Source organism: Caballeronia sp. SBC1 (assembly GCF_011493005.1).
Classification (GTDB): Bacteria; Pseudomonadota; Gammaproteobacteria; order Burkholderiales; family Burkholderiaceae; genus Caballeronia.
In genome coordinates this window covers 65060-80271 of record NZ_CP049160.1, presented here as the reverse complement: position 1 = coordinate 80271, position 15212 = coordinate 65060, and the positions used below count along the sequence as shown (strand labels likewise).

General features: G+C 57.5%; 12 protein-coding genes. 7 read left to right on the top strand and 5 right to left on the bottom strand.

Annotation, left to right across the window (positions count from 1 at the left end; translation table 11 throughout):
• Positions 1–1089: 1089 nt before the first annotated feature.
• The gene (locus SBC1_RS38650) at positions 1090–1458 is read left to right on the top strand and encodes a hypothetical protein (protein WP_243830342.1); all 369 of its coding nucleotides are present in this window, start codon (positions 1090–1092) and stop codon (positions 1456–1458) included.
• A 336-nt stretch (positions 1459–1794) separates the two neighbouring features.
• Here the strand turns inward: SBC1_RS38650 and SBC1_RS38645 are convergent, their stop codons facing one another.
• Positions 1795–2070 carry an HU family DNA-binding protein gene (locus SBC1_RS38645; RefSeq protein ID WP_122181174.1) on the bottom strand — a complete coding sequence of 92 codons (276 nt, stop codon included), beginning with the start codon at positions 2068–2070 and terminating at the stop codon, positions 1795–1797.
• Between the two features lie 624 nt (positions 2071–2694).
• Positions 2695–3429 carry a Crp/Fnr family transcriptional regulator gene (locus SBC1_RS38640; RefSeq protein ID WP_165989379.1) on the bottom strand — a complete coding sequence of 245 codons (735 nt, stop codon included), beginning with the start codon at positions 3427–3429 and terminating at the stop codon, positions 2695–2697.
• A gap of 943 nt (positions 3430–4372) precedes the next feature.
• On the opposite strand from SBC1_RS38640, the gene SBC1_RS38635 reads away from it, so the two are divergent.
• From SBC1_RS38635 to SBC1_RS38620, 4 genes are read left to right on the top strand one after another with little or no spacing between them, the layout of a single operon-like run.
• A complete protein-coding gene (locus SBC1_RS38635) occupies positions 4373–5044 on the top strand; it encodes a hypothetical protein (protein ID WP_165989377.1) in 672 nt (223 codons plus the stop codon).
• Positions 5004–7007 carry a helix-turn-helix domain-containing protein gene (locus SBC1_RS38630; protein ID WP_165989375.1) on the top strand — a complete coding sequence of 668 codons (2004 nt, stop codon included), beginning with the start codon at positions 5004–5006 and terminating at the stop codon, positions 7005–7007. The genes SBC1_RS38635 and SBC1_RS38630 overlap by 41 nt, the downstream gene beginning before the upstream one ends.
• 24 nt (positions 7008–7031) lie before the next feature.
• Positions 7032–8009 (top strand): ATP-binding protein, encoded by a 978-nt coding sequence (locus tag SBC1_RS38625; RefSeq protein ID WP_165989373.1) that lies wholly within the window; start codon positions 7032–7034, stop codon positions 8007–8009.
• A complete protein-coding gene (locus tag SBC1_RS38620) occupies positions 7996–8700 on the top strand; it encodes a hypothetical protein (protein ID WP_207958453.1) in 705 nt (234 codons plus the stop codon). The genes SBC1_RS38625 and SBC1_RS38620 overlap by 14 nt, the downstream gene beginning before the upstream one ends.
• A 796-nt stretch (positions 8701–9496) precedes the next feature.
• Here the strand turns inward: SBC1_RS38620 and SBC1_RS38615 are convergent.
• From SBC1_RS38615 to SBC1_RS38605, 3 genes are all read right to left on the bottom strand, one after another.
• Positions 9497–10057, bottom strand: coding sequence for a hypothetical protein (locus SBC1_RS38615; protein ID WP_165989371.1), 561 nt, complete (start codon positions 10055–10057; stop codon positions 9497–9499).
• A gap of 177 nt (positions 10058–10234) precedes the next feature.
• A complete protein-coding gene (locus SBC1_RS38610) occupies positions 10235–10489 on the bottom strand; it encodes a hypothetical protein (RefSeq protein ID WP_165989369.1) in 255 nt (84 codons plus the stop codon).
• Between the two features lie 322 nt (positions 10490–10811).
• Positions 10812–11735 (bottom strand): restriction endonuclease, encoded by a 924-nt coding sequence (locus tag SBC1_RS38605; RefSeq protein WP_165989367.1) that lies wholly within the window; start codon positions 11733–11735, stop codon positions 10812–10814.
• 992 nt (positions 11736–12727) lie between these two features.
• Between SBC1_RS38605 and SBC1_RS38600 the strand changes: the two genes are divergently transcribed.
• Positions 12728–13960 carry a ParA family protein gene (locus SBC1_RS38600; protein ID WP_165989366.1) on the top strand — a complete coding sequence of 411 codons (1233 nt, stop codon included), beginning with the start codon at positions 12728–12730 and terminating at the stop codon, positions 13958–13960.
• Positions 13957–14970 (top strand): ParB N-terminal domain-containing protein, encoded by a 1014-nt coding sequence (locus SBC1_RS38595; RefSeq protein ID WP_165989364.1) that lies wholly within the window; start codon positions 13957–13959, stop codon positions 14968–14970. Before SBC1_RS38600 ends, SBC1_RS38595 begins: the two co-directional genes overlap by 4 nt.
• Positions 14971–15212: the final 242 nt, after the last annotated feature.

The following is a 15212-nucleotide window of genomic DNA, read 5'->3' as shown; positions in this document are numbered from 1 at the left end:
ATTCTGAAATTCGTTTACTCGACACACTTACCCTTCGTAGATCTCCTAAGACACCGGTAATCGTCACGGGCTCGATATCACGTCCGATCTCGTGCTGGGCGTGGAGATGGAGCTTCATTTTGCGACAACCGAGGTCCAAGTCCCCTATCATGGCTTGCCCCTCCCGGATGGTGAAGGTGCCTGACATACGAACGGTTTTGTTTTTCTTTGTGGCCAAAGGAAACCTCGGCGATGTGACAAGTGTTGAACGACTTGGAGTGCCTGAATCTAGCAACGCACGTAGCGAACGCGGACCTCGGCATGTGCTTGCCTAAGGTCTCATCGCAGGATTTTCTCATCGAGTGTTTAAACGTCTACGCGGCCTGAAAATAATAAGCCAACTGAGACACTTTGCGTCGGAGCAATTTTTCGCGTTGACCGCTCCGAAGATTTGTAACCGCGCAGCGATCATCGTATAGCGCGAGATGAACGAAGTAGGCAATCCATGGCCAGGGTTCGTGCGCGCGTGTCGTCCCGGCAAGTTTGAGGCTCGTAGCGACGAAGATATGGCGGCGGATATTCGCGCTTAGTGTTCATCGATGACGGTGCCGGCATCCGATGCCGCGAAGCCACGCTGCACGGCCGGTGTTTCGACCAAAACAGCCGCTCACTGCCAAAAGTCGGCCGACCAAAATTGGCCGCTCACTGCCCTTCCGCGTCGGGTGGCGCGTGCCCTGTTGCGCTAAAATGGGGCTCGCGACAGGGCATCTACCCCAAACGTGGTTAGAGACGTGAGGGCTCCTCATCCACGGGTACCGTGTGCGATTCACGAGAGGCCCTCCAGCACAAGTGATGAAAATGGTAGGCACCGGGGACTTACAGTAATATCCGCCGCCAACTAGAACGCGTGCCGGTTCGACTCCGCCCTCGCGCACCAACGACGACCAGTAGATAGCCCAGATGTCGACAGTAGGCTGACCCAAATTTTCTGAACTTTGCCTCGATATGCGCATGGCAGGAACCAAGCGAAAAGCCACCCGGCCCGGTGCCAACCGAAAACCTCGGACCAAGTCGTTGCTGCTACCGATGTCGGCGCAATCGGCACGCGAGATGTCACTCGCCCAACACCTCGCGCTGGCTGCGTGCCGAGCCGACAGCGCGAACCGGCATCAGATCAACGAACTGGTCCGTTCGGTCTATATGGCCTACTTCCTTCAGCGGATGGGGTATGGTGATTTGCCGTTTGAGTGCTACGAACATGCAGAGGCGGCGTTCGAAAACGCTCTCGCGGTGGCTGCGAAATGTGGCAGGTGCATAATCAGCGGGCAGGACGCGCCCGTGATCGAACGCTTGCTTGCGCTGCACGACCAGCAACTGAGTGAGGCGCCGATGCACCGGGTAGTGGAGGCTGAAAAACAATTGCGTCAATTCCTCACCGGCACCGGCGTGTCGCCACTGGTTCGACCGAAATCGGATTAACGGCCGGTCTCCTTCTCAATGAACGCGTTCACTTTTTAGCCATGCCTCGCAACAAACGTATCAGTTCCCGCGCCCGCCTCCCCCTGAAGACACGTCCCAAGCGCGGTGCGCTGGTGCGGTACAGCGACCGAATTGCGGAGGTCTTGGGTGAGGCACGGGGCGAGCGCGTCATGATCCGTTCGCTGCACGCCGATGGTGTCGAGCGACGCAGCGCGGTGAAGTGGAAAAATCTGAGGTTGCTCGACGATCAATTGTTCTAGTGTGAGCCCTCAGGTATCAAGCCGAGCTCATTGCCACCGCCTGCGACCCGCGCAGGCGGAAAACGCGTTTAACGCTCTACTGGTTCACTGCGTCTTTGAACGCTTTGCCGGCCGTAAACTTGACGGTCGTTGACGCCGCAATTTGAAGCGCCTCGCCAGTCTTCGGGTTGCGACCCGCACGGGCTGCACGCGCGCCCGTGCTGAAAGATCCAAACCCGATCAATTGAACTGGGTCGCCCTTGACCACCGCGTTCGTCACGGTCGCCAAAAATGCGTCGATCGTTTCTGCTGCGGCGGATTTCGCGATGCCCACTTCGCTGGCCACTGCATCGATGAGTTCCTGTTTATTCATGTTCGCGTTCTCCGATTTAAGCGAAAGACAACCTATGTACCTGCCAGGCCCGGAGGATACCGCATCGGTCATACCTCGTTGGTGCGAGGCAGCGTCGGTATGACGGTGGGAGCGCCCTGCTCCTGCATTTGAGTTAACCGACCGCGCTAACCTTCGTCATCCGCATCGTATTATGCGGATGCATCGAGACCAGCTTAAATACGCAGCGGGCATCAACTCGTTGATGATGAAGTTTTACGTCGATTTTTCAACATATCCGCGCGGGAAGTGCGCACTAACTCAGAAGAGCCCAAATCGCTCGAGTGCCTAATAGCGACATGGATCGCGTCGATACACCCGGTTCGGGTGGAATCGATTCTTTGTCCGAATGGGTCAACGCGATATCAGGCGTGACAATATGGGCTGTTGGATTCTTCGCCGAAAACCTGAGGTGATCCTCGCACGGCAGCTCCCTGCACGTAACAGAAGACCTATATGCCCGACGGACAAGAGTTAGTACCCGAATTCGCATAGCCGATCGAAACGCAGTCGTACCTGTACGGCACTGAGAGGACGACGACCTCCCGCCCTCTCGACTCATTTACCTATCCACACAATAAGACCTTCGCGGCAACAGGACAACCCTTAGCAGACTTCCTCAGTCTGACGCACGCGCGGGAGCATCCTGTCGAACTCGCGCTTGACGATGCCATAGCATTCGCACGCCCGGGCTTCCAGACCCGCGCGATCGAGCACCTTGATGCAACCACGGCTGTGATGGATCAGGCCCGCGTCGTGGAGCTTTCCTGCTGCTTCCGTGACCCCTTCGCGACGCACGCCCAGCATGTCGGCAATCATCTGCTGCGTCACCTGGAATTCGTTGGACGGCGTACGGTCGATCTCGATCAGCAACCAGCGGCACAACTGCTTGCTCAGCGAATGGTGACGATTGCACGCAGCGGTCTGCGCAATTTGCGTCAGCAGCGCTTGCATGTACAGCATCATCAGGCGGCGCAGGAAATCCGAGCGATTGAACTGCTCGCGCAAGGCGGCGGCGCTCATGCGATAAGCAAAGCCGGGGCATTGGACCTGAACGCGCGTTGGCATGGTATCGCCGCCGGTCAGGATAGGAACGCCGGTCATGCCTTCACGGCCGATGGCGGCTATTTCCGCCGAACTGCCGTCTTCCATCGAATGAAGCAAAGAGATGATGGCCGTCGTCGGGAAATACACGTGATGGATACGTTGTCCTGAATCGCAAAGCAATTGGCCCGTACGAAGCTGCACGAGCTCCAGGTGGGGCGTAAGAGCTTGCCATTCGTGCGCCGGAAGCGCACCCAACAAATGATTGCCGTGCAGGTCGGATTGAAGGGTCAACATGTTTTTCTTCTCTGATTCGTGCGCTGTGCGCCGTATTTTTATTCTGGTCCACCCCGCGTCCCGTGATGCATCTAACGGCATCCATCGAAGACGTATTGCGACCAGCCCCGTAAGCAGCTCTGCCAAAGTCGTTTGCTTGTTTCGAATTTCGACATTGGCTAGTGCTGCACCACACATATAGCGAGGACCGTGCCAGTAGGCGTAAAACCCAATGCCATCATGGAGCGCCCTAGGATATGCAGTAGCGCACAGTGGAGATGAGAACGTTTTTGATTCAGTCTTGAACAGTGCCTGATCGAACCGGAACTATCCGTCCGATCAATCGCGCAAACGCTTTCGTCTGTTCAATGCCTTACTGGAGGCGCATCCGATTTCTATAACGCCATTTGAAACACCTGTATTTGCGACCTTGAAACCGTGATCGCATAAGCATTTGTCGGTTGTTTTAAAAGTGATACAGAAATGTCCGTCCGTTTTGGCGTGACCCGGGGAAAGTTTGCGTCGGGGACCCGGCGGGGGAGCGCTATCGCGGCATTACGGGCCTTCACACCTCGATGACAGAGCGGAGTTGTCAGCCTTTGATGGGATCAAAAACGGTTGCATGAATTGCGCGAGATTCAGCGACGGCCGTCTTCAGTAAAGTCCGGGCACGCATGGCGGGAACAAAACGAAAAGCTATCCGCCCGGGTGCGAACCGAAAGCCTCTGAGCAAGTCATTGCTGCTGCCGATGTCCGCGCAATCGGCGCGCGGGATGTCACTCGCCCACCCGTAGGCCAAATTAAATGTGTCACCGACGGAGCCTCGAAATATCGGGCCGATGCGCCGTTGCAGTGACATTTTTGCTTCCAGTCCGAACGAAATCAAAGCGTCAATTCGAAAGTCCGTATTAAATTCGTCACCTCGCCTCCTACACTTCGAATCCCGTCCGTAAGGCCCTGACTTATGGAAAATTCTCTGTATATTCCGGAGCCGGTCGCGCTCGCCCGTCCACGCGGCGCCCACCGGTTCGAGGCATTCAGCCCGAAGCTTGCGCGCCGCGTCATGTTTTACCGGCGTCCGCTGCTCGACCAATGGCTGCTCCTTGAGACGAATCCCAAAGTGATCGCGTTCTGCGAACGCCCAGGCTATGTGATGATCAACGGATCCCGTCGTCTCGCTGACTTCTGGGTACATTACGTCGATCTTCGAGAATTAGTTATCCTCATAGAATCTGAAATTGATGGATCGGTTACAGCATTCCCCTGCGACGATGAGGAAAACGAGTTGCTGATCCGGTTTGTCGCGCCGGCTGAACTAGCCGCTGCGCGTGTATGGCTCGACAACTGGCAGCGGATGCTCCCCTACCTTGTCACCAACCGCGGTCTCATTCCGTCAACGCTGTCCGGAACGATCGCCCGTTTCCTGAAGCAATCTCAACGATTGCTCGATATCGAGCGGGAATTCTCGTCCACCGATCCTGTTCTGGTTCGCGCTGCCTTGTTTGGTCTGCTTCATGACGGCCGGGTCAGCTCACACGAGCTTCAAACGCAACCCCTGTCCCTGCTCACGCCATTCGTGGCTACGGAGGCACCTTATGAATCGCCGCAAACCAGATCTGCAGGCGATCGACGTTAGCGCCTGGCCCACTGTCGCCTATACCGAGTTTGACCAGGCGACGCGGAACATGTTCGAGAAGCGCCAACAGGCCATATTGCGCTACGTCGCCGGGGAATCGATCAGGGAAATTGAGCAGTCCGCCGGTATCAATCGCCGTCAACTGTACCGCTGGCTCGAACGCGCGCAGCAACAGCATCCTGACGGGCGCCCTTTCGGCTTTCGGGGACTTATCCGCTACATGCGCATCGCAGACTATGAGCGAGTGCGCGACGTACAGGTGCACGGCGAACGCGGCAGTCGAGGCGCCGCTGGCGCTCTGGCGCAACTCTTTGAACGCTATCCGGCGCTTGCAGGATGGCTGCTTCTTCAGGTCAAACGTCGCAGGGTACTGCTTGAGCAGATACATACGGACGGTCACTTACGAACTCGCCTGCGCGGTCTGCAATCGCTACACGATGACTTCCTGCACCAATGTCGGTCGGTGGGGTTGACGGCAGGTGACTATCCGTTCAACACAGCCGACCGTGCACTTCGTTCGCTGTCACGACGCTTAAAGGATGAGATGTTGCGCACGTTCGGGACGGCGGCCCGCTCGGCCGGAGCGCCGCACCTCAAGGGCTTGCCTCGCCTCGACGCAGCAGGTACGCCCGCGGCGACGCGTCCGTATCAGGTCGTCGAATTCGACGGCCACCGGCTCGACATCCGGCTCAAGGTTGTCGTACGCGATCCACTCGGCTTTGCACACGAATTCGAGATGGAGAGGGTTTGGCTCCTTGCAATCATAGACGTGTGTACGCGCGCCGTGCTCGGTTATCACATCGCGTTAGCCAGAGAATACAGCCGCTACGACGTCATCAAGACAATCGAGAATGCGCTCGAACCTCATCACGCGCGGGCGTTCACGATAGCTGGCCTCGCCCGTGGAACGCAGGACGGCTTTCCGTCGGAGCGCCTGCCTGAACTGGCGTATGCAACCTGGGAATGGATGAAGCTCGACAACGCGAAGGCAAATCTCGCGAATGAGACCTTGACGGCGCTATGCGAGTTCGTTGGCTGCGTGGCTGACGCCGGACCGAAATACAGTCCCGACGAACGGCCTTATATCGAGCGGTTCTTCGGCACGATCGCCAGTCGCCTCTCATCTCGGTTACCCGGCTACACCGGTTCTCATCCACGAGACCTGCGTCGGGCACTCGCTGATCCTAAAGGCGACCTGCGCCTCTACGTCTCCCTTGACGAATTGGGTGAACTGGTTGAGTACGCCATCTCAAGTTACAACGGTACACCCCACACCGGCCTCAACAACGCGACGCCGCTGGAAGCCATGGAGTACTTCGTGCGCAGCAGGCAAACGCTGCTGGCGTGGCTCGCTGAACAGCGTCGCCGAACGCTCTGTCTGATGCAATCGGCAAGGCGGTGCCGCGTTCGGGCCTATATCGGGCAGGGTGTGCGTCCGCACATCAACCTTTACCGCGTCCGTTACACAAACCGTGTGCTTGCTGCCAGTACGCATCTGATCGGCCAGCGTCTGCTGATCTATATGAACGCGGACGATCTTCGCTCCGTACGGGCCTTTCTCGCGGATGGCACGGAGTTGGGCGTACTTGACGCTCAGGGCGCGTGGCAGTTGGTGCCGCACAACCTCAAGCTACGTCAGGAGATCTGCAAACAGTCAGGCAAGCGCCAGCGATTCTCTGACGTCGGCATGAATCCGATCGAAGCCTACGTTCAGGAGAAGTTCAAACAGGCGAAGAAGACGCGCAAGGCGGCGACCGATCTTGCCCGTACAAAGCAGTCGCTGGCGTCGGCATCGACCGTACGCACGCCGCTCGGGCCGAGCCGTCCCGCCGAGAGCGAAACTGCAGTTACAGCGCGCACGCAATCATCGACGCAATCGCAAACCGACGGGCTCGCCTCACTTCCGCCACCCACGCCGGTGCGTCCACGAAAGCTCTCGATTGGTACTGGCCAAGTCTTTTAACGTCGTCATTTTAGGGAGTGTGTCATGTCGCTTAAGATACCGCGTCCGGTCGATCCATCGCTGCATCCACTCGTCACTGGCAATTACCGTCTCGCCACACCCGCAATTGAAGGCTTCTACGAACTCGTCACGCGCTGTCTGCGCTACCGGATCATGGGTGCGCTCATCTATGGCCCGTCGCGGGTTGGCAAGACCCGCGCCATCGAATACGTGCGGCTTCTACTCGCACGCGAATACCCGAAGATCACCACGTACCATGCGCAGTGCGAGCACAAGCCGCGGCACGCCGAGGGCCCGTTCTTCGCAACGCTGCTTGAGGCGGTCGGCGACACTTGTCCGAATGCCGGCACAACGTCGACCAAACGAACGCGACTCTCGTTGCGCATTCGCGAGGCCGCCGCCAGGGCCGGAAGTGGCACCGTGATCCTGTTCTGCGACGAGGCGCAGAGACTCAATGACCACGAGTACGAATGGCTGCGGGACGTGCACGACGCGCTCGATCGTCAGCAAATCAAACTTTTCACGTTCCTCGTTGGACAGGAGGAACTGCTTGCACAGAAGACGGCACTCCAGGTTGCGCACAAGACGCAGATCGTCGCGCGTCTCATGGTCGAAGAACTTGCGTTCTCCGGCATCCGCAACGCCGAGGATGTCGCAACGTGCCTCAATGGTTACGACCAGACCGCCTATCCCGAGCGGACCCCCTGGAGCTTCACGCGCTTCTATGTGCCTCAGTCCTTCGACGCCGGCTATCGGCTGACCAGCGACGCCACCGTTCTGTGGCAGGCGTTCGAGAATGCACACCACAAGGCGAGCTTGCCGGGGATCCTGGACTTGCCCATGGAATCATTCGCACGCGCTGTCGAGATCGTGCTCAAGGACAGCGAGCTCAAGGACGCACCAGGCTACTGCCCCGACGCAGCTTTGTGGACTCACTCGGTGCGTCACTGCGGTTACGTTCAGTCTCGGCATGCCACCGGACGCGTGCTTGCGACGGCGTAACCCGGCGGCGCTAAAGCCGCCTCGCTTCCCGATTCTGGCGTTTGACGAGCGCGAACTCCGTCTGGCGCTCGGGAGCGTCTTCAATCTCAAATGGCTAATGCCGGGAGAATCACTGGTCTCGATTCTGTGGAAGTTCGGCTGTGCAAACGCACTCGCTGCCGATTTCCTCGTTCAACTGATAGACCCCGATATTGACCCGTCTGTTGGCGTGGCTCCTGTGCGCGAGGTCGTCAACCTCATGCGCCTTCGTCGTCTGCTGCGCCTGCCCGAGAACGTGCTGCACGCATCGCTGCTCGACTCGGCGGTCCCTGGCCGCTACCACCCCGCTTTCCGGTATTGCCGACAGTGCGCGGCACATGGCTACCACAGTGTGCTGTATCAACTCAACGATGAAGACCGTTGTCCTGCGCATCGGCAATCGCTCGAAACGCGATGCCTGCACTGTGGGGAAGAGACGCCCTACGTCGTCAACACCAGCCTCGTCGAAGCACCGTTCCGATGCGTCTCGTGCCACTCGCACTTCAGCTACGGGCGCCTTTCGCTACTTTCGACAACCCCGGCAATGCGCAGGCGGGACCGCGCTGCCATCAGTCATCGATTGCGCGTTCGCTCGGACGAAAATATGGACGTCCCTCGTCCTGAGCAACGTCCACGGTCGCCGGTTGACGACTTACGCGCCATGAAGCGGTGACACTTTTAATTCGCGTCCGACAACCTGTTGAATTCTCTTGGTTTTTCTCGCCGCCGGCGCTGGATTTAGGCGAGTTGACAGATTTAGTTGCGAACTTGTGACAGATTTATTTCGGTCTACGCCCGCCGACGCGGGTGCATCGCGATACCGGAGGCGTTTCTCTGAGGCAAATCACACGACCCGCGACAAAATTCGATGGCGCCGACGCCCGAGCTCGCCGGTCCGTTAAACGACCTCACGGGGTGGCGATGATCGCACCTTGCCGTCGGCCACCTGTATACCTGGCCTCATGTCGTGAGCCGCCGGATCCGGCGAGCTCGGCGGTTCTTTCTGACAAAGCACAGCGATGCACGGCCCAGCGGTGGCCCGTAAATGATAGGCGACGTCCTATCCGCTTCGTCTCACGAATGTTCAGCTTTCCGCGCCGCAGGCAACCCGTTCGTCTGTCGCATCAAGTCGCGCTAATGTCCCCGTTCTTGGAGCGATGCCCTGAGCGGCAAGCGCTCAACCCGGCGTACCCGGTTCGACTGCCCACACGATCGCGGGCAGTCGCGCGATGAGCCGCCCTCCCCCGAGCCGTCGCGAATCAGCGCGGGCGTTCTGTTTTTCAATGCTGATAACTCGTATCAGACCTTGCACCAACTTCAGCACCATAGTCGTTGACTGGCTTGTCTGCCACAGCCGACGAGAGAGATTTTTGCGTTACCGGCGGTGGCCAAGAATCGCCCGCTCCTGCACAGCCGCCGAAGGGGGCAAATTTCTTAGGTGGATTTAACCGGCATGCGTGACGCCGCTTTCAATGGAGCGGCCTCAAGGCCTGTTCTTCCCCGACGAATGCGACGAGTTCGCTATGCGTCGGACAGGTCGCCGCGTCGGCCCGTTGTCGCTCTAGAACCCGCGCGTAGAGCATTTCAAAATCACCCCAGACGGTCGGATCGGATCTGCGTACTTCGGCGCGATAGTTCTTCGTCAGGTGGTAGTAGTTGAATATCCACTCGTAGAATGCGTGCCATACAAATTCGGTTTGAATAGCGCCCCGACGTTCAAGCAATGCGACTTGTTCGAAGAAGTCCAGCACTGTGTCGACATGTGAGTTGCTGATCAGGCCGCTGTCTCGCAGCCCTGTGCTTTGGAGGTAATGCGCCGCCCGATAACGCGCTTCGTGCATACGGGGACTATCGAAGGTTTCGGTCAACTTCAACAGCATGTCCGCGCCGAGTGTGATTTTGCTTTGCTGTACCTGTGATCGAAAGCTCCATGCCGCCACGCCCACGCCGATGACAGCGGCGAATGAGCCAAGGCACGCGCCGATAGAAGACCAGATAGACCATTTTTGCGTTGCGTCGGCGGAACTCAAAAAATCGCCCGTATGATAGGCGGTCGCCGCAAAAACGCCAACGGTAAGGCCCCCGAGGAGAAACGAAGCGGATAAGACCAGCCAACCTACTTGTGTCCTTGCATCCCTGTGCATCGGCATGATGACTCGTCGTTCCTTTCGTGCGTTTTATGGTCGCTTCGGCGGGCTGTCCCCGATTCAGAAGTCCGAGGTCTTCAACAGGATTCGCCCGCTACTAGGCGAACCGTCTTTGCGCTGTGCGACTTCGCAAATCAGGTCAGCTTTTAGTTGGAACGCGTCGGTCAACTCTTTGCCGTGAAGCTTTTCGCGTTTGGTCAGGTCTTCAATGGCTTCGCTGCTGACGCAAAAATGTTGCACCACGCCGTTGACCTCAAGATCAAAATCGACGCCTACGTCATCGCCCGCATTCATGGGATTGAACATTCTGTACATGGCCCTCTCCTTTTTGGTGTTACAGCAGGAACAGACTAGCATGCGTTAGCACAAGTTCGATGTGCTCTCATCAACGCTGATCTGAGCGAATGCATGCTTTTCAGGCAACGCATGAACGAGCTGTCCGCCGAGGTCGCTGCATTCCTTAGTCATCCTAAAACGGCTGGAAGCGGGTTTAGACGGTTAATCTCAGCCTCGCGAACCAGACGCCAGTCTCACGAATTCCGTTTCCTTGCATTCGGTCGCCGAGGACTTCGCGTCGATGTCTGGGCGGTATCCAGTTTTACTACTGGGGATGCGACACAATGTTATGTCGCAGCGCCTAAAACAGATCCCTGTAACGCACGAATGGTTGTCCGGTTTCCGCCGCACGTCGTACCTTGGCAGCCAACACCGCTTCGAGCCCGGTCGCTCCTTGCAGAGTTTCATACAGGTCAAGCCCTTCGATACAGATCACGGGCTGGCTCCGGCCAAAGGCAACCAGGGCATCCGGGCTGAATCCCGCGTGACTAATAAAAAGGCCACGAGTCCATGTAGCTCGTGTACGGACCTTTCCTGCGAAAGCATGAAGGTCACCAACGCCTGTAAGCGCGTTCTGCCACTTTGCCTCAAAGAGATAGGTTTCGTGTCCAAGCACCACGCTGCCGTCAATCTGCTCTCCCTGCAGTCTGAAGCTGCCGCGCGGAGCGAGGCCATAAGCGTCAAACAATTCAACCAAGAATTTCTCAAAGGCAAACCCGCGCGGCTGTGGTTCCAGTGCATGAAGTTCAAGGAGCGCGCGCTGCAGCGCAGACCGCCGATCTTCAGATACCACCGTAGCGGTCGTCGATTTCGCAGCGGGCGCCGAGGGAGCGGAATTGCCGCCGCCGGGTAGGCTCTCCAGGAACGCGTTGTCCCACAGGGCCGGAATCTTAAAGTGGAGGCGTTCGAGCAGCCTGTTCAGGTGTTCGATTTCGGCGCGTGATAAAGGGTCGGGCTTGCGGCTGCGCCACTGCATAGATTGGCCGACAATGACCTCAATCAGCGCACAGAACCGGTCGCGCCGGTGCTCCAACGTCCATCTGACCAGATGCGTGATGCCAGGCCGTTTGCTGACACCCGGTTGTGCCGGCCATCCCTGCGCGAGACCAGACTGCGCGGCGGCCAATGGAAATGACGTCGCGTTATTTCCGCTTGCCGGCAGAAACTCGTAGAGCAACGTCGCCAGTTCGGTGACAACGGCCTGTTCTGTGAAGCTCAGGCTCATCTTTTCTCTCCGGTTGTTATTCGCGTTCTCGGCAACCGCTCACGAGCCGGTCGCGTTAGCGAGCGTACCGGAGATTCCTTCAATTGTGCCCGTGGCCCATTCGTTGACTTCATGACGGGTGATAGCGCGGGAGACTGTGTCTGGATTCTTAACGTAGTGGTTGATACGCTTTGAGACGCAATCGATACAAGCGACCGCGGATATCGATGAATTGCCGTCAGAGATCGAAAAATCCCCATTTGAATCGCTTCAAGCGCAAGAAGGTTTCGCTCCAGCGTGAAACATTTCGGCCTTTAATGCCACCAACCCATGCTGGGTATAGCTTTCGGGCCACGCCAATTTGGGGTTGATTGTTTCACGGCCCTGACGTGTCGCGGAAAGCGCTCCTACGCAGTCCGGCCGGGGTGATCGAGCGAAAGTAGACAACACCACCCGCTTCGATACTCGGTCCGGACGTGCTGTTCGGCAAACACCTCAACGTGCCCTACTGGCGAACACAGGCCGTTGCTGGACGGCCGTAGAACCCCGCGCTGCTTAGGCTGGCCGGCAAACTACTGAACATTACCGCGCTAATGTTCAGTAGTTTTGGACTGACCCGTGCCGACAACACACGCAAACCCTTGCTCTGGCCGCCCGGCTGTCCCCGCGCTGTCGGCCTCGGTTGCGCTGTAGGTGCCGCTCTTTGAGCTCGATTGCGGCCCCGATTGTGGCCCCTTCTACGTTCCCGTCAGCTTGACCTTCTTTGCTGACGGACTGCGGTTGGGCAGATGCAGGGTTCAGAACTATGACGCTTTCTGCCCTTTGTTTTTGACGTGATGTCGAGAAATCGGCCCGACAGCCATACTGGACAAGCGATGCGCCTTGCGAAGACGTTGAAAGTTTACTTGCAGTTCCCATGTTTACCGGGTACATTTCGAGCAAATTCGCCGATCAGCGCTCAATAGTTCGACCAGCGGCGAATCCGTTAGATCACCCGATACAGGACGGATCCCATGGGAGCCAATGGTAAGCCCATCGTCTCGATCGCGACCACCGTGAACAACACCCCCACGTCATTCGCGCTCGACGACATTGAAATTATCTCGGATCACGCCAACGAAACCTTGTTGACTGTCCGGGAGCAAATGCTGCTGCCACATCCGAAAAAACATCCGCCGGTGTTCACGACACCACAGCTCGCAGCGCTCTGTCGGATTGATCGGAAGAAAGTGAACTATTACTGGGAGCGCGCCGAACTGGGCTTGCCTCAGGGCACCAGTATGCCGCGATCGCGTGAGTTTACTTTAGTACAGGCTCGCGAGTGGATCAAAAAGGTAGGGCCGTTCACGCCCCGCCCGGAAGGCGTCAAGGGCAAGAAAATAGCCATCGGTAACTTCAAGGGCGGCGTTACTAAGACAACGACTGCAATGACGCTGGCGCAAGGCCTTTCCCTCTTCGGCCGCCGCGTGCTTTTAGTGGACCTGGATCCGCAAGCGTCGCTGAGTGCCTTGAACGGTGTGATCGCCGATAGTGAGGTCACCGAAGACCAGACCATTCTCCCGTTAATTTACGGTGAACAGCCCGACCTGGAATATGCCGTTCAGGCGACATATTGGGATGGCATCGACTTGATCCCAGCGAGTGCTGCCCTATTCTCGGCTGAGTTTTATCTACCGTTCAAACAATCGCAAGACTCGACGTTTAGGTTTTGGGACGTGCTTAATGCCGGCCTGGAACCACTGCTCGACCGGTACGACGCCATCATTATCGACACGCCCCCAGCCCTGTCCTACGTGACCATTAACGCCTTTATGGCGGCGAATGGCTTGATTGTGCCTATTCCGCCCAATGCGCTCGACTATGCATCCTCGACCCAGTTCTGGTCCCTCTTTACTGATCTTGGCAAGAGCATGAAGAACGTCGTGCCTGAGCTCGACAAGCGTTTTGACTTCCTGCACGTTTTGTTGACGAAAGTGGACTCAAATCAGATCGCGACTAACAAGGTACGCGAGTGGATCACGCGCTCGTACGACAGCTTGGTGCTCCCGATCGAGATCCCGGCGACGACCGTGACGACGACAGCATCGATGGAGTTCGGGACGGTTTACGACATCTCCAAGTACGAAGGCAGCAACAAAACGTATCAGCGTGCGCGGGAGGCCTACGACCGATTCGCCGAGATGATAGACCAACAGCTCACCGCACTGTGGACGCTGGAGGCGCAATCGCTGGAGGTGCCGGCATGAACTTGCGGGACAAGCTAGCAGCGAAGAACGCTGCCATCGCGGCGGCTTCCGATGAGAACCGAGCAAGTACACGACCGACCGACGGCGGCCCTAAGACGGCGCCCGGGCGGCTGCTCGAAGCCATGCCGATGCTGGCAGCTAAAGACAAACTGGTTGCCGATCTGGAACTCCAGATCGGCAAGCTGCGCCAGGAACTTCAGGTGGCGTCTGATGCAGGCGCGGAGTTAGGTCTTGATGCACTGGTCGAAATCCCCGGTCGTCGTCGAAAGATGACGGCGGAAAAGTATGCTGAGCTGCGTGAAAACTTGCGGCATAACAAGCTAATCCACCCCGTGGTGGTTCGCAAGACTGCAGACGGGCGTTTCGAGATCGTGTCCGGTCACCATCGTGTTGATGCGTTCCGAGAGATCGGGCGCGAGGTGATCAGGTGCGTGGTCATTGAAGGGAGTGACGACGAGGTCACCGACGGCGCCTTCAATGCCAACCTGATGCAGTCAGGACTGACGGACTACGAGAAGTATCTTGGCTTCAAGATTCGCATTGAACGCACTCCGGGATTGACCCAAGCGGCGATTGCGGACCAGTTCGGCGTGACGCCCGCTATGGTCTCCTACATCTTCGCGTTTGACCAGTTGCCGCTTGACGCCCTTTCGGTGATCGAAGGACAGCCGGACATCATTGGCTCGACTGCAGTGGCCGCACTAGCCGGAATTGCGAAGCAGGGGAAAACTACACAAGTTACGGACGCCGTTAGGAGACTGGCAGCTGGCGAGATCGATCAGAGTCAGGCAGTAAAGCTGGCCGGCCAGGATGCGACAAAGCCGAAGAAGGAAGCGGCCAGCCCAGCGTCGGACAAAATTAAGCAGGGCAAGACGACGTACTGCGAAATGCGGCGAGCCAAGAATGTCGTACGCCTGGAGTTCAAGTCGGAAGCTGAAGCGGAGCGTTTGCATGCAGGCATCCGGGCACTCCTTGAAAACGAGTCTAAGAACCCATCCGAAAGCATTTAAGAAATAATGTTGTTTAAAATCAATGCATTAAGAGTCTTAACATACGCGGAGGACTCATGCAGTAAGGCCCCATAAAAGACAAAAGCCCCCGGCTGGAAACCGCGGGCTTTTGCGTAAGTGGACTTGACTAACGATTCTCGTCACTCACTAGACTCCCCAGCTGGAAACTGGAAAGGGACTGCTCTCAACCCGGAGTGTAGCGCAACGAGATCGACAGTCAAGCATTGAAATCCGTTTATTTG